Source organism: Capnocytophaga sp. G2 (assembly GCF_035282625.1).
In the GTDB taxonomy this organism is placed as follows: domain Bacteria; phylum Bacteroidota; class Bacteroidia; order Flavobacteriales; family Flavobacteriaceae; genus Capnocytophaga.
In genome coordinates this window covers 14,571-36,021 of the sequence record NZ_JAYKBU010000006.1, presented here as the reverse complement: position 1 = coordinate 36,021, position 21,451 = coordinate 14,571, and the positions used below count along the sequence as shown (strand labels likewise).

General features: G+C 35.5%; 18 protein-coding genes. 10 read left to right on the top strand and 8 right to left on the bottom strand.

All coding sequences use genetic code 11. From position 1 onward, the window contains the following. Nucleotides 1-9: 9 nt before the first annotated feature. From VJJ03_RS04835 to VJJ03_RS04825, 3 genes are all read right to left on the bottom strand, one after another. Nucleotides 10-1,305, bottom strand: a complete 1,296-nt coding sequence (locus tag VJJ03_RS04835) for a hydroxymethylglutaryl-CoA reductase, degradative (protein WP_323974172.1) — start codon at nt 1,303-1,305, stop codon at nt 10-12. Nucleotides 1,306-1,395: 90 nt separating this feature from the next. Further along, nucleotides 1,396-2,664 (bottom strand): M64 family metallopeptidase, encoded by a 1,269-nt coding sequence (locus tag VJJ03_RS04830; protein ID WP_323974170.1) that lies wholly within the window; start codon nt 2,662-2,664, stop codon nt 1,396-1,398. A gap of 194 nt (nt 2,665-2,858) precedes the next feature. Next, nucleotides 2,859-4,115, bottom strand: coding sequence for a sigma-54 interaction domain-containing protein (locus VJJ03_RS04825; RefSeq protein WP_323974168.1), 1,257 nt, complete (start codon nt 4,113-4,115; stop codon nt 2,859-2,861). 141 nt (nt 4,116-4,256) lie between these two features. On the opposite strand from VJJ03_RS04825, the gene VJJ03_RS04820 reads away from it, so the two are divergent. Next, on the top strand, nt 4,257-5,117 hold the full coding sequence (locus tag VJJ03_RS04820; RefSeq protein WP_323974281.1) for a YicC/YloC family endoribonuclease: 861 nt from the start codon (nt 4,257-4,259) through the stop codon (nt 5,115-5,117). Nucleotides 5,118-5,168: 51 nt separating this feature from the next. Here the strand turns inward: VJJ03_RS04820 and prfA are convergent, their stop codons facing one another. The 3 genes from prfA to VJJ03_RS04805 all read right to left on the bottom strand — a co-directional run bounded on the left by prfA (nt 5,169) and on the right by VJJ03_RS04805 (nt 8,779). Further along, nucleotides 5,169-6,242 carry a peptide chain release factor 1 gene (prfA, locus tag VJJ03_RS04815; RefSeq protein WP_040358045.1) on the bottom strand — a complete coding sequence of 358 codons (1,074 nt, stop codon included), beginning with the start codon at nt 6,240-6,242 and terminating at the stop codon, nt 5,169-5,171. A gap of 486 nt (nt 6,243-6,728) precedes the next feature. After that, complete coding sequence (locus VJJ03_RS04810) at nt 6,729-8,444, bottom strand: PspC domain-containing protein (protein ID WP_323974166.1); 1,716 nt, start codon at nt 8,442-8,444, stop codon at nt 6,729-6,731. A 2-nt stretch (nt 8,445-8,446) separates the two neighbouring features. Next, nucleotides 8,447-8,779 carry a PadR family transcriptional regulator gene (locus tag VJJ03_RS04805; protein WP_009745662.1) on the bottom strand — a complete coding sequence of 111 codons (333 nt, stop codon included), beginning with the start codon at nt 8,777-8,779 and terminating at the stop codon, nt 8,447-8,449. 240 nt (nt 8,780-9,019) lie between these two features. On the opposite strand from VJJ03_RS04805, the gene VJJ03_RS04800 reads away from it, so the two are divergent. From VJJ03_RS04800 to VJJ03_RS04790, 3 genes are all read left to right on the top strand, one after another. Beyond that, nucleotides 9,020-10,060 (top strand): acyl-CoA reductase, encoded by a 1,041-nt coding sequence (locus VJJ03_RS04800; RefSeq protein ID WP_323974163.1) that lies wholly within the window; start codon nt 9,020-9,022, stop codon nt 10,058-10,060. Between the two features lie 131 nt (nt 10,061-10,191). Next, complete coding sequence (gene serC, locus VJJ03_RS04795; RefSeq protein ID WP_323974161.1) at nt 10,192-11,256, top strand: 3-phosphoserine/phosphohydroxythreonine transaminase; 1,065 nt, start codon at nt 10,192-10,194, stop codon at nt 11,254-11,256. A 9-nt stretch (nt 11,257-11,265) separates the two neighbouring features. After that, on the top strand, nt 11,266-12,222 hold the full coding sequence (locus tag VJJ03_RS04790) for a D-2-hydroxyacid dehydrogenase (protein WP_323974159.1): 957 nt from the start codon (nt 11,266-11,268) through the stop codon (nt 12,220-12,222). Here the strand turns inward: VJJ03_RS04790 and VJJ03_RS04785 are convergent. Next, nucleotides 12,219-13,166: a sugar transferase gene (locus VJJ03_RS04785; protein WP_323974157.1), complete on the bottom strand. Its 948-nt coding sequence runs from the start codon at nt 13,164-13,166 to the stop codon at nt 12,219-12,221. The two genes, VJJ03_RS04790 and VJJ03_RS04785, sit on opposite strands and share 4 nt — an antisense overlap. Before the next feature lie 233 nt (nt 13,167-13,399). On the opposite strand from VJJ03_RS04785, the gene lpdA reads away from it, so the two are divergent. The 4 genes from lpdA to VJJ03_RS04765 all read left to right on the top strand — a co-directional run bounded on the left by lpdA (nt 13,400) and on the right by VJJ03_RS04765 (nt 17,035). Beyond that, nucleotides 13,400-14,797 (top strand): dihydrolipoyl dehydrogenase, encoded by a 1,398-nt coding sequence (lpdA, locus tag VJJ03_RS04780; RefSeq protein ID WP_009745657.1) that lies wholly within the window; start codon nt 13,400-13,402, stop codon nt 14,795-14,797. Between the two features lie 123 nt (nt 14,798-14,920). Beyond that, a complete protein-coding gene (gene folD / locus VJJ03_RS04775; RefSeq protein ID WP_323974155.1) occupies nt 14,921-15,799 on the top strand; it encodes a bifunctional methylenetetrahydrofolate dehydrogenase/methenyltetrahydrofolate cyclohydrolase FolD in 879 nt (292 codons plus the stop codon). 4 nt (nt 15,800-15,803) lie between these two features. Continuing rightward, on the top strand, nt 15,804-16,256 hold the full coding sequence (locus tag VJJ03_RS04770) for a 6-carboxytetrahydropterin synthase (RefSeq protein ID WP_323974153.1): 453 nt from the start codon (nt 15,804-15,806) through the stop codon (nt 16,254-16,256). 17 nt (nt 16,257-16,273) lie between these two features. Next, nucleotides 16,274-17,035, top strand: a complete 762-nt coding sequence (locus VJJ03_RS04765) for a type III pantothenate kinase (RefSeq protein ID WP_323974151.1) — start codon at nt 16,274-16,276, stop codon at nt 17,033-17,035. Nucleotides 17,036-17,116: 81 nt separating this feature from the next. Here VJJ03_RS04765 and uvrC read toward each other — a convergent pair whose 3' ends face one another. Further along, on the bottom strand, nt 17,117-18,922 hold the full coding sequence (gene uvrC, locus VJJ03_RS04760; protein ID WP_323974149.1) for an excinuclease ABC subunit UvrC: 1,806 nt from the start codon (nt 18,920-18,922) through the stop codon (nt 17,117-17,119). Nucleotides 18,923-19,058: 136 nt separating this feature from the next. Between uvrC and bioD the strand changes: the two genes are divergently transcribed. Both bioD and VJJ03_RS04750 read left to right on the top strand, forming a co-directional pair. Continuing rightward, nucleotides 19,059-19,673, top strand: coding sequence for a dethiobiotin synthase (bioD, locus tag VJJ03_RS04755; RefSeq protein ID WP_040358043.1), 615 nt, complete (start codon nt 19,059-19,061; stop codon nt 19,671-19,673). 238 nt (nt 19,674-19,911) lie between these two features. Beyond that, entirely contained in the window at nt 19,912-21,405 is a 1,494-nt protein-coding gene (locus VJJ03_RS04750) for a LysM peptidoglycan-binding domain-containing protein (protein WP_323974147.1), read from the top strand. The last annotated feature ends 46 nt before the right edge of the window (nt 21,406-21,451 follow it).

The window sequence follows — 21,451 nt, the reverse complement described above, 5'->3', positions numbered from 1 at the left end:
GATTTGTCTTTACTCTCTGCCCTTTATTTGATTAAAAAGTTGCACTACCTCACTATAAGAGACTGTTTTATTCTTAAAGTATGTTATGATTTGCTGCTTTTCCTCTGAAGTAGCGCCTAATTGGTTAAGGATGTTTGCTAAGTGCATTTTCATGTGTCCCTTTTGAATACCATGAGTAATTAGGGAACTCACTGCTGCAAAGTTCTGTGCTAATCCCACACAAGCAATAATTTTCATAAGTGTTTCTGCTGAAGGATTTTCAAGAATTTTCATAGCTGTCCTAACCATAGGGTGGAGCTTGGTTAGTCCTCCTATTGTACCTATAGCTAGAGGAATTTCTATACTAAAATGAAAAATATCATCCTTGATACAGGCTTGAGTAAGACTCTTATATCTACCGTCTTTAGTAGCATAAGCGTGAGCTGCAGCCTCCACTGCGCGAAAATCATTTCCGGTAGCAATAACTACAGCATCTATTCCATTCATAACACCCTTATTATGAGTAACTGCCCTATATACATCGGCATTGGCTATAGCTATAGCGCGAACAAAATCAGTGGCAAAAGTAACACCTTCTATATCCTCAAATGACATCTGGGAAACAGGAGTTGATACCTCTGCTTTCACTAAGCATTGAGGAGTATAGTTGGAGAGGATGCTCATAAGCACTTCTAAGGAGCCTTTGGTCAAGCGAGCTATTGACTCTCTTTCTATCGTTTTGGTCATCTGTTCCAGACATGAATTGATAAAGTTAGCTCCCATAGCATCCCCTGTGAGAAAAGTAACAAATACTTGATAGTAATGTTCTAAGGAATCTGTCATATCCTTAAGCATAATGGAAGAAATTCCTCCTCCTCTCCTTCGCATATTTTCAGTAAGTGGCTGGGTCTCTTTATATAACAAGGGCTCTATCTGGCTAAAGAACTGAAATAACTCTTGTTTATTACCATCAAAAAATAAGTGTATATGCCCCACTTTTTCCATGCTACGTACCTGACAATGGAAGCCTCCATGCTGCGACCAGAATTTAGCAGCTTTGCTTACTGCTGCCACTACAGAACTTTCCTCCAATACCATGGGAACTGTATAACAATGGTCGTCAATAAAGAAATTCGGAGCTACTGCTAAGGGTAGCACATAGTTTCCTATTGTATTTTCTATGAAATCATCATGTAGCTTCTGTAACTTATCATCAGACAAATCATAGATAGAGAATACTTCTTCCGGAAAATATTGGAAAAGATAGTTCTGGTAGATCCATTGTCGTTTTTGTTTCTTAGTAAGTTTTGAGAAACCGTTAATCATTTTTATTAGATTAGATTAGATAAAATTAAAAAATACACTTTGATTGTCTGAGACACACTACAATCAAAGTGTATTTCTTCAATCAATTATTTATTCTGCATAAAAACGCATTGTCCTTTCTATAGCACGAGTACATACAGGACAAAATTCATTGCTCTGTATGGACTTCATTCTACAATCCTGCATAGGGCTATACATCCCTTTAGAGAGATATCCCCCTCCTTCAAAAGCGCCTACCTTGTCTTTGTATTTCTCCGTACGTGGAGTAGGGATTGGTGTTTTTTTATCTACTAGATCCTTCCATTTACTTTGGAAGTTCACTAAGGTAGTAATATTTGCTTCCCAAGGTTCTATTTTTAGATTGTAACGACTTCCCATTCCCTCTTCATAATAATATTCATCTGCCAAACCTACTAATCCATGACCAAACTCATGTACAAAAGTCTTTTCGGCATATTTGTTATCTGATACATTCAGATTTATTAAATTATAAAAGGCTCCTCCTCCATATTCTTTTGTATTGACAATTACAAATAACTGGTCATAAGGCACTCCACTGGCAACATCTGCCACCTTAAATAAGGAGGGGCAGGTTAGGTATCTGTCCAAGCCAAAGGAATAAAAATGAGAATCAAATAACGTATTCTTATAATTGGTTGGGCTTCCCTCCATATCTGTCCCACTTTCCTGAGAAGGACTTAATATAGCATAAATATTAAAATTTTTCTTGTACTTATCATATGGAGCAATAGAGAAAAGATAATCAAAAAGTCTTTTTGCATCTGAAAGGAACTTATCCATCTCTGCTTGAGTATATCCTTCGGGAAGTACAGCAATATCCAATTTCTTTTCATAACTTCCATTCTCAAGAATAGTTTTGATGGGATACTGAGGTGGAGTATCCTTTATAATTCTATAGTCAGTAGGATCTATTTTCGTTTGGAAAATAGTCTGAAAGCTACCGTTTCTGAGCCTTCGATCAAAGGTTACCTCTACCACTTGTTTAGGAAAAGGTACTTGGCAAGGAATTTCAAAGAATTCTACTTTTTTATCATCTGTCTCCATACTTTGCCATTCTTCAAAGAGCGTAACCATTCCTTTGGAATAAAGTACTTTATGAGAGTCTTTCTCCTTCACTTGTACTCGATATTCTCCTTGATTAGGATGTATCAGATGTGTATGAGAACCGCCAAAAAGAGGTTCTTGCTTAAGCCCTTTAAGGGTGGCATTGATTGTATTTTTCGTTCCATAAAGGTAAAAATCCAATCGCAACGCCTCCTTTGTAAAATAAGTGTCATAGGACTGTGCCAGACTTACTCCTACGAATAATAAGGCTACAAGGGTGATAATTTTTTTCATTATGTAATAGAATTAATGTTACTCTCGCAAAATTACAATTTTTTTTGAAAATAAACAATCTTTTCTACGATTATATTATATTAATTATCGTTTTCCTATACATTTTCTTTAAAAAGTAAATTCCTTATATTCTTTTTTTAAATTGTATCCATTCAATATCCAATAAAAATAGGATTCATGTACAAAATAAAAACTTATTCTAAATCATATTGTTTTATTTTTCGGTAGAGCGTTCTTTCTGAAATACCCAGTTCCTTAGCAGCTTCCTTACGCTTACCACGATGCCGTTCTAATGCTTTCCTTATAAGTTCTACTTCCTTATCTTGCAGGGAAATAGGTTCTTCTTCTTGAATCTCTTCAGCAAAATCATAATGGCTATGACCACGCACCAAAGGAGATTTTTCATGAGAGAGTAACATCATAGCTGGTTCGCTATTTGTATCAGAATAAGGGGTTCCCTGTGAGCCATACAGCTTGTGAATAAGTGTTTGATTTTCCTCCTGTACTTTAGGCGTATTACCTTCTTCAATAAGTTTAAAGGTAAGTTGCTTAAGGTCATTCAGATCATTACGCATATCAAAGAGTACCTTATAAAGAATTTCTCTCTCAGAGGCAAAATCACTTTCCGTTTTAGTTTGTGAAATCATAGCTGGCAAATTACTACCTCCTTCTTGAGGTAAATAGGAAAGAAGCGTTTCAGCAGAAATTTCTCTTTTTTGTTCTACCACGGAAATTTGTTCTGCAATATTCTTAAGCTGACGAATATTGCCAGGCCAGCGATAACGAATAAGTTCTTTTACAGCTTCTTCAGAGAGTTGTATAGTAGGCATTCGGTACTTCTGTGCAAAATCCGAAGCAAACTTTCTAAATAATAGATGTATATCCTCCTTTCTATCTCTTAACGGTGGCAAGAAAATTTCTACTGTATTAAGTCTATAATATAAGTCTTCACGAAAGCGCCCTTTCTTGAGAGCTTCTTGCATTTTTACATTCGTTGCTGCCACAATACGCACATCGGTTTTTCGAGGAGTAGAGTCTCCCACACGGATGAACTCTCCATTCTCCAACACCCGCAAGAGTCGTACCTGTGCTGAAAGAGGGAGCTCCCCTACTTCATCCAAGAAAATAGTGCCTCCATTGGCTTCCTCAAAATACCCTTTTTTATCCTCTTTCCCTGCATGAGTAAAACTTCCAGCCTTAAAACCAAATAACTCAGAATCAATAGTTCCTTCTGGAATAGCTCCACAGTTAATAGCTATGTACTTGCCATGTTTTCTGCTGGAGAGGGTATGTATAATATGTGCAAATGCCTCCTTTCCTACTCCACTCTCACCTGTTATCAGTACAGAAACATCGGTGGGAGCTATACGGACTGCCTTTTCTATAGCAAGATTTAGTTTGGAGTCATTTCCTATAATTCCAAAACGTTGTTTTACAGATTGAATGTCCATTCTATGGATTTTCCTTGATTAAATATAAAAACTTTGCAAATGTACAAAATTAATTTACAATATGCAATTTTAAAGAACTTTTTGATATTTCTAAAGGATATTTTAGTACCTTTGCACACGTCAAACAGAACCTTTGAGAAGATGATACAATCCATGACTGGCTTTGGAAAAAGCACGCTTCAATTAGAAGATAAGAAAATTACTATTGAGATAAAGTCCCTTAATAGTAAGGCAATAGATCTTAATACCCGCATTGCTCAAGTTTATAGAGAAAAAGAACTTCCTTTAAGGAAACTTATTTCAGATACTTTAGAACGTGGAAAAATTGATTTTATCCTTACAGTAGAAAACACCTCTGAGAGTACCAACTCTACTATCAATGCTCCTATTGTACAAGGATATATCAAACAAATGCAAGCCATTACTCCCAATGCCCCTCAATGGGAACTTCTGAAAATGGCTGTACGTATGCCTGATGCCCTTACTATTCCCATAGAAGAAGTTGATGAAGAAGAATTCGCTCAGATAGAAATACATTTACTTGAAGCACTCAAGCAGTTACAGGAGTTTCGTACCACCGAGGGAGCTATTCTTGAAAAGGACTTCGTACTACATATCCAAAATATTCAACAACTCCTACAAGAAATAGAACAGCTAGATTCCGAAAGGTTAGCAGCTATCCGCAATCGTATGGAGAAAGCCATTGAGGAAATAAAAGACCGAGTGGATGAAAATCGCTTTGAACAAGAGCTAATCTTTTATTTTGAAAAACTGGATATCACTGAAGAAAAAGTGCGCCTTGCCAATCACCTAAACTATTTCCTTACTACTTTAAATGAACCTCAATCCAGCGGACGAAAACTTGGCTTTATTGCTCAAGAAATAGGGAGAGAAATTAATACATTAGGTTCAAAAGCCAATCATGCACAAATGCAACAAATTGTTGTACTAATGAAAAACGAACTAGAGAAAATAAAAGAACAAGTACTCAATATCTTGTAAAGAAAAAAGTAAAAGGTAATAGAACATTATTAACTACTATCTTTTACCTTATTAAAAAATGTCTCCCTCCTTAAGTTTTTCAGTATTTTCAGCCAATTGAAGTTCGTCAATAAGGCGCTGAATATCTCCATTGATGATATTGCCTAAATCGTAGAGGGTAAGCCCGATGCGATGATCAGTAACACGCCCTTGAGGATAGTTATAAGTACGTATTTTAGCACTTCTGTCACCACTGGACACCATACTCTTACGACGAGCTGAGTCGGCCTCCATCTTCTTAGCAAGTTCCATCTCATATAGGCGAGAACGGAGCACTTTCAGTGCCTTATCAAGATTCTTATGTTGAGACTTTTCATCTTGGCAACGTACTTCTATTCCTGTAGGGATATGTTGAAGTTGAATAGCTGAATAAGTTGTATTGACAGACTGCCCTCCAGGACCTGTGGAAGTAGTTCGGATAATCTTAACGTCCTCCATATTAAGTTCTACATCAAACTCTTCTGCCTCAGGCAATACTATAACAGTGGCTGCAGAGGTATGTACACGTCCCTGTGTTTCAGTTTGTGGCACGCGCTGTACCCTATGTACACCTGCTTCAAATTTCAATGTGCCATATACATCCTCTCCGTTGATTTCCAAGATGATTTCCTTAAATCCCCCTGAAGTACCTTCATTCATATCCATTACAGAAACACTCCATCCCTTATCCTGACAATACTTACTATACATACGATAAAGATCTCCTGCAAAGATTGATGCTTCATCTCCTCCTGTCCCTGCACGGATTTCCATCACTGCATTCTTACTATCCTCAGGATCTTTAGGAATAAGTAAGAATTTTATTTCCTCTTCAAGCTGAGGAAGTCTTTCTTTGGCTTCTTCCAATTGAAGATGTGCCATCTCTACCATTTCAGCATCACTTCCGTCCTTTATGATTTCCTCTGCCTCAGCAATATTTCCTGTTATAACAATATATTCCTCACGCTTATCCATAAGTTGTTTAAGCTCCTTATACTCCTTTGTAAGCTGTACATAGCGCTTTTGGTCAGCTATGATATTCGGTTGGATAATAAGGTCAGAAACCTCATCAAATCGTTGTTTTACAATATCTAATCGTGCTAACATATCCCATATTATTTTATCAAGGTGCAAAAATAATACAATTTTGTGAAATGAACACCGTTTTCTCCTAATCTTTTAACATATCACAAAGATACAACATTATTAAAGTAACTGAAAAAGGAATTGTTAGAAGCGTGCAATATTCTATTGAAAGCAATAATCTACCTATCCCTATTATCGCAGGTAGCGATACAATAATTGTTATTATCGCTTAAAACAAAGACGAAGAATAAGAAAAATACTTATACAAAAAAGAAGAAGAAAGATGATGTAAAAGAGATCGCTATCATCGCCAGTTTTTCAAATTATTTATCATCAAAAGTTTTTATATCTTATTGTTTTAATAAATTTTTAACTTGACAAAACTTCAAAAATGTCGTATATTTACAATTGGATTGTAAGGTTTTATTAAAAGAAAAAACAGAGATATGTGGAATATCTCTGTTTTAAAGCTAATCAAAAATTATTTTATGAGACTTCTGAGGATTGCTATTTTTTTATAATGCTATCATTGATCGCTTGAAAAGTGCCTTGTGGAAGCATACTTCCTCTCTTCATTGTGGGAAATGAAGAGAAATTGACTACCTTTCCTGAGGGGACAAATAACTTTATATACACTTCCTGAAAGCGAAAAGGGTTTCCCTTTTTTAGTGAAAATCCATTAGGAATTTGAATATTGTTATCTTTAATCTCTAAAGGGAAGTTTATTTTTTGGGCATTCTCTAAAGCATCATCTATATTTCTCCCTTTAGAATAAGTCTCCACAAGTAAAAAGGGCGTTTTCTCCTGTGTAGAGGCTAATTTTAAGAAATGTACTTTTCCGCTTTTACCATCACCTTTACTATCCAAGAGTATGCTATATTGCCAGGGAGCTATATGCTTTTCCTGAATGAAAAGTGTATCGGAAGAGACGTTTATTGGTATTTTTTCCTCTGCTCTATTCTCAGCCACAAAGTTCTTACAGACACTTGCTGCAAGAGTAAGCCCTCCCAGAAGAGAAAAAACAAAGAGTAGAATATTTGCCAAGAACCAAGCCTTTGGCGTTTTGTAATGCGATGAGGAAAAGATTTTGAAACAGAATAATACAAGTATAGAAAACAACAACACAAAAGCTATTGCTAAAATAATATAAAATAATACTTTTTGCCATTCTGATAAAATAAAAGGAGCATAATCAGTAAGCAATACCGAGGTAATTCCTCCCGCAAATCCTACTCCTAACAAACTGAGGAGCAATGATAAAAATACAGAAAATAGAACTATAAAAATAATCGTAGCAATAAAATATCCTATAGCTTTAAAAAATATTCTAAAAAAACTCCAAAAGAAAGAGGAATTATGGGGCTCTTTAGAGATTTTGTCACTACTCTCCTTCACTGCATTTCTATTTTTTTCATCTTCTTTTCCTTCTTTCTTAAGCAAAACCCATAAGATAAGGTAAAGAATAACAGGAAAGAGCATCCCCACATTCCTTGTGAAGAAGAAAAGTAGGCTAAAGATAACATATCCTATTCTCAGCCAAGTGCTGTTGAGCGAATAACACTGAGCAAAACCTCCCAACACGCCTCCTAATTTCCAATCTGTCACACTTCTATACCATTCTTTTCTCTGAGAATGAGTATTTTCCTTGAATGAGGAAAGTGTATCCAAATTCACTGCTACTCCTTTCATCTCCAACTTTTCTGCAGTTGTATTGGCTGGTGGCACTACTACCCAAAAAATAATATAGAGCAATAACCAGAAAGAAGTACTAAAGAAAAAGGCAAAACTATTAGTTAAGAACAGTAATAAAAAGATAATTCGTAACAAAGAAACATCTATCTGGAAATAATAACTAATTCCAGAGAGTACTCCACCTATTTTTTTATCATCCATATCGCGGTAGAGCTTTCTTCCTTTGAAGGAAAATTTAGTCCTTTTCTCTTCGGTAATAGCCTCTTGGGATTCATCTACATATTGTTCTGGCTTACCCAAAACTTCTATAAGGTAATCCACATCTTCTTGGGTAACCACTTCAACTGTTTGTGTATGAGCTTTTAGTAGTTCTGCCATACGTTGCTCTACATCAAAGATAATCTCATTGGTATCGGAGGAGTCTCCTAAAAATTGACGCACCTTCATAAGATAAGTGGAGAGTTTCTGATAGGCATCATTTTCTATTGTAAAAGAAAAACCGCCTAAGCTAATATTATGTGTTTTGTCCATGATTAAATAAGTTTGGCTATTGTTGTTTGTAATTCATTCCATGAGGCAAGGGCTTCCCTAAGGAAGGAATATCCCTTGTCAGTAAGTGTGTAATACTTTCTGGGTGGTCCTGAGGTAGATTCTCGCCAAGAATAGTTTAGCAGTTCAGCATTTTTCAGACGAGTCATGAGTGGATAGAGGGTACCCTCCACTACAATCATGTCTGCTTGTTTGAGTGCTTCCATAATGTCCGATGCATATACTTCCTCCTTCTTATGAATAATGGAGAGGATACACATCTCCAATACACCCTTTCGCATTTGGGTTTTGATTTTTTCTAAATTAATAGCTTCCATAAGTATCCTTTTTGTGCTGCAAAATTATAAAAAAATTCAGTACCTTGCAAAACAAAGTAGTATTATTTTTTAATATTTTTTATTTTTTGTTATAACTATAAGAATATCAGCGATTAAAGAAAAGTTAAATTTGATAAGGAATATATTTAATAATTAATTATTATTTTTATTTAATTAATCACTAATCATTTAACCAATAATCATTATTATTCGTATTTTTGCATCCTTAAAAAGATTACCATGCACACCCTACAACAAAGAATACAAGCCTTTGCTACTTTAGGCAATATGCTTAATGACTTTTTCCTATGTGGAAAACAGGCTTCACTGTATCATGATTTAGAAATAGTGCTACAGAAGGCTGAACAACACAATGCTTGGTTTAATAGAGAAAACTGTCTTTTTGCATTACAGCATTGGACAAACCTCTTGGAAGAAGAACATTTAAGCAAATGGCTTTCCACCTATTCTATTAAGGAAAAATCTCCTAAACAGGTAGCTCTTATCTTAGCAGGAAATATCCCCTTAGTAGGCTTTCATGATCTACTCTGTGTACTCCTTTCTGGCAATAAAGCTATTGTCAAGCTCTCCTCCCATGATGAGGTTTTACTCCCTTTCCTTATGGAAAAACTCAAAGCTATCAATCCTATTTTTGCAGATTTAACTCACTTCTCTCAAGAGAGAATTACCGACTTTGATGCCGTCATCGCAACAGGAAGCAATAATACTGCTCGTTACTTTGAATACTATTTTGGAAAAAAACCTCATATTATTCGTAAGAATCGCAATTCAGTAGCTGTACTTACTGGAGAAGAAACTCCTGAGGAGTTGCATAATTTAGGAGAAGACATTTTTAGATATTTTGGTCTAGGTTGTAGAAGTGTCTCTAAAATATTCGTACCTGAAACATATAATTTTAATCCCTTCTTTGAAGCTATTTACTCCTATCATACTCTATTACAGCATCAGAAATATCTCAACAACTACGATTATAACAAAGCAGTATACCTTATGAGCCTCTTCAAACTTTTAGAAAATGGATTTCTTCTACTGAAAGAAGACCAAAAATATGCCTCTCCTATCGCAACTCTTTTTTATGAACGATATAAAAATATATCGACACTCACACAACACTTAGAGGCTGACAAAGAGCAAATACAATGCATTGTAAGCAAGGGAAATATTCCTCACACTATTCCCTTTGGACAAACACAAATTCCTTCCTTATCTGACTATGCCGATGGGGTGGATACAATGACTTTCTTAAATAATATTAATTAATTTGTTTACCTTATTTTTTAATAGTACTTTTGCCCCGTTTTCTTAAATAAAACCCTTATTAAGAGACAAATTTGTACCTTATTGTTAAGAGAGAAAATTATTATAGAGATAAATACGTTAAATAAAGGAATATGAAAAAACATAATTTCAATGCAGGTCCTGCTATCCTGCCTTCTTCTGTATTGGAAAAAGCATCTCAGGCAGTTCTTGAGTTAGAGGGTACAGGACTTTCTATTTTGGAAATATCCCACCGTAGTAAAGAATTTGTTGACATCATGGAACGTGCCAGAGCCTTAGCTCTGGAATTAGCAGGACTCACAGGAAAAGGATATCAGGCATTATTTCTACAAGGAGGTGCTAGCCTCCAGTTCTACTCCACTGCTTTGAACCTGCTTGAACACAAAGGAGCTTATATAGATACAGGTACCTGGTCTCACAAAGCCCTTACAGAAGCTCAATTTGTAGGAAATATTGATATTGTTGCCTCTTCCCGAGATAATGGATATAGGAATATCCCTACTTCTTACACAATCCCTAAAGATGCTGATTACTTGCATATTACTACCAATAATACTATTTATGGAACAGAATATTTCGAGTATCCTGAGGTAAATATTCCTTTAATTGCAGACATGAGTTCAGATATTTTTTCTAAAGAAATGCCTTTTGATAAGTTTGCTCTCATCTATGCAGGGGCTCAAAAGAACATAGGAAGTGCGGGAGCTACTTTAGTTATTGTTCGTGAGGACATACTAGGAAAGGTAACCCATAAAATTCCTACCTACCTCAACTATCAAGTACATATCAAGAACCAAAGCATGACCAATACTCCTCCCACTTTTGCTGTGTATACATGTTTGCTTACTATGGAATGGCTCAAGAAGCAAGGAGGTATCAAAGCTATCGAAGCTAAGAATAAAGAAAAAGCACGTATTCTTTATGAAGAAGTAGATAGAAATCCATTATTCAAAGGCTATGCTGATATAAAAGACCGTTCTCGTATGAATGTAGTCTTTAATCTTACTGATGAATCCCTCACTGATCGCTTTAATACGCTTTGGAGTGAAGCAGGTATTAATGGCATTAAAGGTCACAGAAGTGTAGGAGGTTACCGAGCTTCTATCTATAATGCTTTGCCTATAGAAAGTGTACAACTTCTGGTTGATGTGATGAAACATTTTGAGAAAACTGTATAAAAAATACTTATGAAAATATTAGCCAATGATGGTATCAGCCAACAGGCAATAGATACACTCAGTAAGGTAGGTTTTGAAGTGATTACGACCAAAGTAGCTCAAAACCAATTAGCTGACTTTATTAATAAGGAACAAGTAGAAATACTCCTAGTACGTTCAGCAACCCAAGCCAAGAAAGATCTCATAGAGGCTTGCCCATCTCTTAAACTCATCGGACGAGGGGGGGTAGGGCTGGATAACATAGATGTAAAATATGCACAAGAAAAAGGTATTAAAGTAATTAATACTCCCAATGCTTCCTCCTATTCAGTAGCAGAACTCACATTTGCTCACCTCTTCAATGGCGTACGCTTTCTCTACGATGCCAACCGAAACATGCCCTTAGAAGGAGATACTCATTTTGCTCAACTTAAGAAGAATTATGCCAAAGGACAGGAACTCAGAGGAAAAACCTTGGGTATTATAGGATTAGGACGTATTGGGAAAGCAGTAGCCACTATCGCTTTGGGATTAGGAATGAAGGTCATAGCTCATGATCCTCATCATGAAAAGGCTACTATTACTCTTTCTTTCTTTGACGGTCGCAGTCTTGACTTTGATATATATACTATCAAAAAAGAGGAACTGCTAAAACAAGCTGATTTCATTACCCTACACGTCCCTGCCCAAAAAGATGCTATTATAGGAGAACATGAGTTCCAGCAAATGAAAGATGGAGTAGGAATTATCAATTTATCTCGTGGTGGTGTAGTGGATGAAGATGCGCTTCTACATGCCTTAGAACACGGGAAAGTAGCTTTTGCAGGCTTAGACGTATACAGAAATGAACCTACACCTTCTATCAAAATACTCATGCATCCTCATATATCACTTTCTCCTCATATAGGAGCCTCTACCATAGAAGCACAAGAGCGCATAGGAGATGAACTAGCCGAACAGATCATTAAAGAATTTAAGAAAAACTAATGACTATTTAAGGTTAGTACTATCTTAACGGTTTCTATAAGTACTTTGATATCTAGGCTTATAGAATACCGTTTTATATAGTATAAATCATATTCCAATTTTTTAAGATTATCTTCTGGAGTGGCTTTTGGTAGATGTATCTGTGCCCAACCTGAGACACCTGGCTTTATCATGTGTCTCAATCCAAAAAAAGGCATTTGCTCTGAATATTTTTCTACATAAGCAGGAATCTCAGGACGAGGACCTATTACGCTCATGTCCCCTTTGAAAATATTATATAACTGTGGTAATTCATCTATTTTAGTAAATCGCAAAATTTTACCAATTGGAGTAATTCTTGTATCATTAGCTACTGTGAATCCCCCATCATTAATAACCATAGTTCTAATCTTGTATATCTTAAAAGGTTTTCCTTCTCTTCCTATTCTCATTTGATGGAAGAATGCACCTCCTTTTGAGGTCAGAACAGTTAGTAAAACACCTATCAATATCAAAGGAAGAGCAATAGGTGCTAAACATAATACAAAAAACAAGTCAAATATTCGTTTTAATAGTTTATGACGCTTTCTAAGACGAATAGAAAAAATATTATCTCCTAAATACTTTTGTGTTTCAAGACGAACAATAGGAATACGCTTATTAATTACCTCATAGAACTCTTCTGCTTCATATATAGTAACTCCTTGTGTCCTAAGGGTTATAAGTTCCCTAATAATACTTTCTTCATATTCTTTTGCTGTAGAAGTCTCTATTACTATTGTATTAATATTAAACTTATTAACAACTTCTGTAATACTTCTTTTATTTTTAGCAGTATCATATTTAATAGCTCTGTACATTTTAGGCATTTTAGATCCCTGTAAGAGTTTATCCAGAATTCCTCCTACATTTACAAATAAACAAGGAGTACGCTTAGCAGTAAGAATTTGATTTATAACACTCATATAATAAGTATTTTACATTCTTTTCTATTAAAAAATATGATATATCATCTGGCAAAGATAAAAAATTATTTAGGAAATAAAACAATAATCTCTAAAAAATATTACAAAAAAATCCAAACTTCTTTCAAATTAAGGGGTTATAAAAAGATAGAAAATTTTCGGAAAAATTTTTTCTTTATAACAAATAAAATTCGTAATTTCGTGCCGTTTTTTAGAACATAAAATATTTTACAATGAATAAGTACGATGTTATAGTATTAGGTAGTGGTCCCGGTGGATACGTAACCGCTATCCGAGCCTCTCAGTTAGGCTTCAAAACAGCTGTTATTGAAAAAGAGAATCTTGGGGGGGTATGCCTTAACTGGGGATGTATTCCTACCAAAGCACTTTTGAAATCTGCTCAAGTGTTTGAATATCTTAAGCATGCCGAAAGTTACGGAATTAAAGTAAAAGACAAAGGATTTGATAAAGATTTCTCTGCCATTGTAAAGCGTAGCCGCGATGTAGCCGGCACTATGAGCAAAGGAGTACAATTCCTTATGAAAAAAAATAAAATTGAAGTCATCAATGGATATGGTACCCTAAAACCTGGTAAGAAGGTAGAAGTGAAGGACAAGGATGGCAAAGTAACTGAATATAGTGCAGACCATATTATTATTGCCACTGGTGCACGCTCTCGTGAATTACCGGCTCTTCCTCAAGATGGTAAGAAAATTATTGGCTACCGCCAAGCTCTTACCCTCCCTGAACAACCTAAGAAAATGATTATTGTAGGAAGTGGTGCTATAGGAATCGAATTTGCATATTTCTACCATTCTATAGGCACAGAAGTGACTGTAGTAGAGTTCATGCCCAATATTGTTCCTGTGGAAGATGAAGAAATCTCTAAACAATTAGAAAAGAGTTTCAAAAAACTTGGTATTAATATCATGACTTCCTCTGAAGTAACTAAAGTAGATACCAAAGGAAAAGGGGTTAAGGCATTTGTGAAAACCGCTAAAGGAGAAGAGGTGCTTGAAGCAGATATTCTTCTCTCCGCTGTAGGTATCAAAACCAATATTGAAAATATCGGATTAGAAGCTGTAGGTATTAAAACTGACCGTGATAAAATCCAAGTAAATGAGTTCTACCAAACCAATGTTCCTGGCTATTATGCCATCGGGGATGTAGTCCCTGGACAAGCCTTAGCTCACGTAGCTTCTGCCGAAGGTATCCTCTGTGTAGAAAAGATCAAAGGCTTACATGTAGAACCTATTAACTATGGTAACATTCCTGGTTGTACTTATTGTACTCCTGAAATTGCTTCTGTAGGACTTACCGAAAAACAAGCTAAAGAAAAAGGCTATGATATTAAAGTAGGTAAGTTCCCATTCACTGCCTCTGGTAAAGCCAATGCTGCTGGAGCTACAGAAGGATTTATAAAAGTCATTTTCGATGCTAAATATGGTGAATGGCTCGGCTGTCACATGATTGGTGCAGGAGTTACCGATATGATTGCAGAAGCTGTAGTCGCTCGTAAGTTGGAGACTACTGCTCATGAAATCCTTAAGGCAGTACACCCTCACCCTACCATGAGTGAAGGTGTAAAAGAGGCTGTAGCAGCTGCTTATGGAGAAGCTATTGACATTTAATCTTTACTAAGACAATGTTTTGTTTTAGTCAATAACTTGTTATACAAATGTAGGGATGAATATCCATTCGTCCCTACATTGCTTATATAAAAAATATCTTCTACACTCAATCTTAAAAACCCAATGATATTATTAGATGGTAAAAAGACCTCTTTGCTTGTACAAGAAACCATTGCCAAAGAAGTAAATATTCTCAAAAAGAAGGGCTATAGAGTTCCACACTTAGCAGCTATCTTAGTAGGGGATAATGGAGCAAGCATGACTTATGTGAATAATAAGGTTACTGCCTGTCAGAAAGTAGGTTTCACATCTTCTGTATTGGAGATGCCTAAGAATATATCTCAAGAAGAACTTCTCAAACAAATCCATAGGCTCAATGAAGATGATTCTGTAGATGGTTTTATTGTGCAACTCCCATTACCTAAGCATATTCATGAGCAGGAAATACTCTTAGCTATAAATCCTGACAAGGATGCCGATGGTTTCCATCCTACTAATTTTGGTCGTATGGCTTTAGGATTAAAATCTTTCATTCCGGCTACTCCTTACGGTATCTTAGAACTTCTTAACCAATACCATATCCCTACTGATGGAAAAGATGTAGTAATAATAGGTCGTTCGGACATTGTAGGGCGCCCTATAAGTATCCTTCTTTCACAAAAGCCTTGGAATGCTACTGTAACCCTTACCCATAGTCATACCCAGAACTTATCTGAACTTACTAAGAAAGCGGATATCATCATTGCTGCCTTAGGAATACCCAAATTCTTAAAGGCAGACATGGTCAAGGAAGGAGCCGCTATTATTGATGTAGGCATTACTCGTATAGCTGATACAACCACTAAAAAAGGGTTTCGTATTGTGGGTGATGTTGATTTTGAATACGTAAAGGAAAAAGTAAGCTATATTACTCCTGTCCCTGGAGGAGTAGGCCCCATGACCATTGCTATGCTTATGAAGAATACCCTCAATGCTTACAAAAGAAAATATAAAATTCAATAACACTATGACTAAAATCCGTATCACAAAGAAATTTGAATTTGAAGCTGGACATGCTCTCTATGGTTATGATGGTAAGTGCAAGAATATTCACGGACATAGTTATAAACTGTGGGTTACAGTGATTGGAAGTCCTATAGAAAACCCTGAACATGTAAAAAATGGTATGGTTATTGATTTTGGAGATATTAAGGATATTGTCAATGAATATATTATCAAAGAATCTGACCATACAATCTTCTTCAACGGAAATAGTCCACACCACAAATTAGCCGAAGAACTAAAAGCAGAAGGACATAGGGTAGTACTTCTCCCCTATCAGCCTACTAGCGAAATGCTTATTATAGATTTTGCCAAACGCTTGCAAGTTCACCTACCTAACTATATATCACTCTATAGCCTTCGTTTACAAGAAACCGAAAGCTCCTTCGCTGAGTGGTATGCATCTGATAATCCCTAATTTACTAAATTTGTAACATGTTATTAGCTGTCAATATTGGTAATTCTAACATCCGTTTTGCGGTAGTTGAGAGTAAAGAAATACATCTTTCTTGGACAATTGCTACCAAGCCTTATCGTACTGCAGGAGAGTTCTATATGAGTTTCCAAACCTATAAAGAACAGTACAAGAATGCTTTTGGAAAAATTAATAAAATTGTAATAGGTTCCGTAGTTCCTCAGCAAACGCAAGTCATTGCAAAAATGCTTCAGAAAACCTTTTCTATAAAACCTTTTATCGTTAATCGTGATACTCCCAGTGCCGTTAGCCATCATTCCAACCAAATGGGGACTGACCTTTATGCCAATGCAGTAGCCGCTCATTACCTGTACCCAGAAAAGAAGAAAATTATCATAGATTTTGGTACTGCCCTCACCCTCACAGGAGTTGACGAAAGTGGGGAAATGTTAGGAGTAATCATTGCTCCTGGGGTAGTTACTTCCTTACAATCTCTAGTTAATAATACCGCTCAACTTCCTTATATAGAACTTAATGAACCTAAATCCGTTCTAGGTATGGATACGGAAACCTGTATGCAAAGCGGAATCATTTATGGCTATACTGCTATGGTAGAGGGACTCATTGAACGAATTAAACATACCTATGAAAGTGATTTCTTAGTTATCTCTACAGGAGGAGTAGGACATGTATTCAGTAGGCTAACTTCCAAAATCCAAATAGACGATAAATATCACACTATCAAAGGATTATCCATACTTTACAATCTGCACAAAAAATAATCCTCTCCCAGTTTCTCCCCGAAGGAGAAGAACTATTTAAGGACGAATTACTCACTCAGAGAACAATTATATCATACTCCATTATTGTAGACTTTGCCCTGCAGGGTGGAAATACTCCCAGACTTTTTGAGTTCTTGACAGACCTATACAGGCAATTATTTCCTCTTTTGGAGCTTCTTTGAGACGCTTTACCGACTTAAAGTGTTTTAGTAATGCTTCTTGTGTCTGTTTACCTACTCCGCTAATCTGTTCCAATTCGGAATGAATAGCACTAGCACTACGCTTTTGCCTATGAAAAGTAATCCCAAAACGATGTGCCTCATTACGCAAGTGCTGAATTACCTTAAGTGTTTCTGATTTTTTGTCCAAATACAGAGGAACAGAGTCACCTGGATAAAAGATTTCTTCCAAGCGCTTAGCTATTCCCACAATGGCTATTTTACCTCTTAAGTCCAAAAGTTCAAGAGCCTTAAGAGCAGCACTTAATTGTCCCTTCCCTCCATCTATAATAATAAGTTGAGGCAAAGGTTCTTCCTCATCCAACAAACGACGATAACGACGATAGACCACCTCCTCCATAGAAGCAAAGTCATTAGGTCCTTCTACGGTCTTTATATTGAAATGGCGATAATCCTTTTTGCTAGGTTTAGCATTCTTGAACACCACACATGCCGCTACTGGATTAGTTCCCTGAATATTAGAATTATCAAAACATTCTATATGAGCTGGGGGCTCAGAAAGGTGCAAATCCCGTTGCATTTGAGTAAGTAAGCGATTCGTATGCCTTTCAGGGTCAGTAATTTTTACCTGCTTAAACTTTTCCTGACGGTAGGCTTGTGCATTTCGTTCAGAAAGTTGTAGAAGTTGAAATTTTTCCCCTGCCTTAGGTATAGTAAGTCGTTCAGAAAGCTCCATACTCAGAGGAAAAGGTACAATAAGTTCCTTTGAATTGGACTTGAAACGTTCTCTGAGCTCTACAATTCCTAATTCGAGTAGTTCTTGATCGGTTTCTTCTAATTTTTTCTTCACTTCTAAGGTATGTCCACGTACAATAGCCCCATGGGCAACCTGTAAAAAATTAATATAAGCATATTCCTCATCTGAAACAATGGAAAATACATCTACATTATGGATTTTAGTACTCACTATCGTGGATTTTGATTGGTAATTTTCCAAACTCTCCAATTTGAGTTTAATCTCCTGTGCCTCTTCAAAACGAAATGCTTGAGCATGCTTAAGCATCTCTTCCTTAAAATAAGTAATAACTTCTTTAAGATTTCCCTTAAGTATCTCTTTGATTTGTTGAATATTATGATTATACTCTTCTTCTGTTTGTAAACCCTCACAGGGTCCTTTACAGTTTTTGATATGATATTCAAGACAAACCTTGTACTTTCCTTTGTCTATATTCTCTTTAGAGAGATCTAACCTACAATTGCGCAAAGGATATAGGTCTTTGATTAAGTCCAAAATAGTACGTACTATTTTTAAATTTGTATAAGGTCCATAATAAGTACCTCCATCCTTGTATACTTTTCGAGTAAAAAATACTCGGGGAAAACGCTCATTGGAAATGCATATCCATGGATAACTCTTTCCATCCTTGAGAAGAATATTATAACGTGGTTGATACTTCTTAATTAAATTATTTTCTAACAATAAAGCATCATTCTCAGTAGCTACTACAATATGTTCTATACGTACAATTTTGCTTACCAATACCCGTGTTTTAGGAGAATCATGTTCTTTATTGAAATAAGAAGATACACGTTTTTTAAGATTCTTTGCCTTACCTACATAAATAATAGTATCTGTATTATCAAAAAATTGATATACACCAGGATTATCAGGGAGCGTTTGCACTTGAAGGCTTATATCAGTCATCATCAGTTATTACTTTTTCAAAATGCAAAGATAAAAATTTTACACGGGTGGAAAGATAATTTTTTCAACTTATTTGGTGGCCTTAAAAAGATATTTTTGTAATTTTGCAGACTGGAAGAGTTGTTTCAAAAATACAAAAATGAATCACACTTATTTTATCACAGGTATCTCTACTGAAGTAGGAAAAACTATCACTTCAGCCATAGTAGTGGAAGCCCTTGAGGCAGATTATTGGAAACCTATACAATCGGGTGATAAACATGCATCCGATACTATGAAAGTACAGTCCTTAATTTCCAACTCACAAACACATTTTTTCCCTTCCAGCTATGAATTTGAGTACCCTGCTAGCCCACATCTCTCAGCACAAATGGAAGGAGTTACCATTAAAATGGAAAACATTATTCGCCCCACAACTTCTCATTCTTTAGTAATAGAAGCAGCGGGAGGACTTTTTGTTCCTCTTAATGACCATAATATTATGATGGACTTGATTAAGCCTTCCGATAGAGTAATCCTAGTCTCTCGCCACTATTTAGGAAGTATTAACCATACTCTTCTCTCTTTAGAAGCTTTAAAAAGCAGAGGACTCTCTGTATATGGAATTATTTTCAGTGGAAATGAGAATCCTTCTACTGAATCATGGATAGCCTCCTATGCAAATACACCTATCTTGGGAAGAATAGAGGAAGAACCTAATTTTGATAAAGAAACTATAAAAAAATATGCCCAATTATTCAAACCTGAACTTTAAAAGAATGAAGATGTTATAAACAATAGAAAGATTATTGTTAGTAACTATTTTTAAGCTAAATAAGTGTAACACTATCTCTTTGATTAAAAAATAATTAGACTCTGTATTTATCAATAGTGAGAAATACAAACTAAATCTTAAAAAGAACATTACATAGTTAAATAAAGTATAAAAATCATATATTTGCACAATTTTTGCGAGTAGAATAATCTTTGACTACAACAACAACACTAAAATAATGAAAAGAAAAACAAAACTTTTAAGAGCTATTGGTCTTACAATGGCATTGGTTACTACCATGTTATTGCATTCTAAAATGAGCCATTTCTCTATAGATTCTTCTATGAATACTCCTAATGAGAAGAACATTGATGCTAAGGAAGAGGAAGCTCCTAAAGAATATGAGAATATATACAACCCAAAAGCACTAGAACCTTTCTTTGAGAAATTAAATGCCTTAGATATACGCAAGGATAGAAAGCTAAATATTGTCCATATTGGAGATTCACATATTCAAGGCGATGCAATGACCAATCAAGTACGCCAACGCTTCCAGTCTCAATTTGGGAATGGTGGTTTGGGGATTGTTTTCCCTTATTCACTGATACGCACTAATGGAGAACACAATGTCCGCTTCTCCTCAAATATCACTTGGGATAGCCAAAAGAATACTAGTAAAACAGATACTGATGCTATAGGAATTACAGGGTATTCTTTGCTTACTAATAATAAAAACTTTGTTATAGAACTTAATTTAAAAAACAAGGATTATTCCTTCAATACTTTAAGAATACTTACCCCAAATAATAAACATTTGTTTGATTTGGCTACCAGTAGAACAGGTATTTCTATAAAGCCTATAAAAACACCCCCTACACAAATAACCCACAAAACACTCTCTCATAAAGTACAAAAGGGAGAAACGCTCTATGCTTTATCTAGAAAATATAAAACTACAGAGAGTAAAATACAATCTCTCAACCACCTAAAAGGGACAACTATCCGTGAAGGAGCTATATTGAAAATTCCTACTGAAGAGAAAATAGTGAGTAACTATCCTACCTCTCAACCCGTAAACTTAGACAGTTTTGATATTCTCTCCAATAGTGAATCCTCTTATGGATATACATATAATAATTTAGAAGGGCTTAATAAAATATATTTAACTCCTAATACAGAGAACAATACATTTGCTCTTAATGGCATTATTCTAGAGAATGATCAAAATGGAGTTATCTATCATACTATTGGAGTGAATGGCGCTCGTTTCTCTGATTATAACAGATGTAATCTGTTCTTTGAACAAATACAAGCTTTACATCCTGATTTAATCATTGTTTCCTTAGGTACTAATGAGACTTTCGGAAAACTCTCTGCTGAGAATTACGATAAGCAGGTGGAGATTTTTATTGAGCAAATTCGTTCCCATTATGGTGATTGTCCTATTTTACTAACCTCACCTCCTCCTTCCTTATTTAAAAAGAAATTACCTAATCCCTTATGTGAGCAATATACTAATATTCTAATTGATAATTCTGTAAAAGTAAACTATGGAGTATTTGATCTCTATAACTTACTTGGAGGAAGTCAAGCTATGTCTCAGCTTATTGCTCAAAATCTAATCGCTAATGACCGTGTACACTATACTCATGAAGGATATATAGAACAAGGAGGAATGCTTTTTGATGCCCTTATGAGTAACTACTTAAAATATAAAAATCAGCAAAAATAACCTATTCCTTTGAAGATAGAAGATTTGTACCTTTGGGTACTTGAGA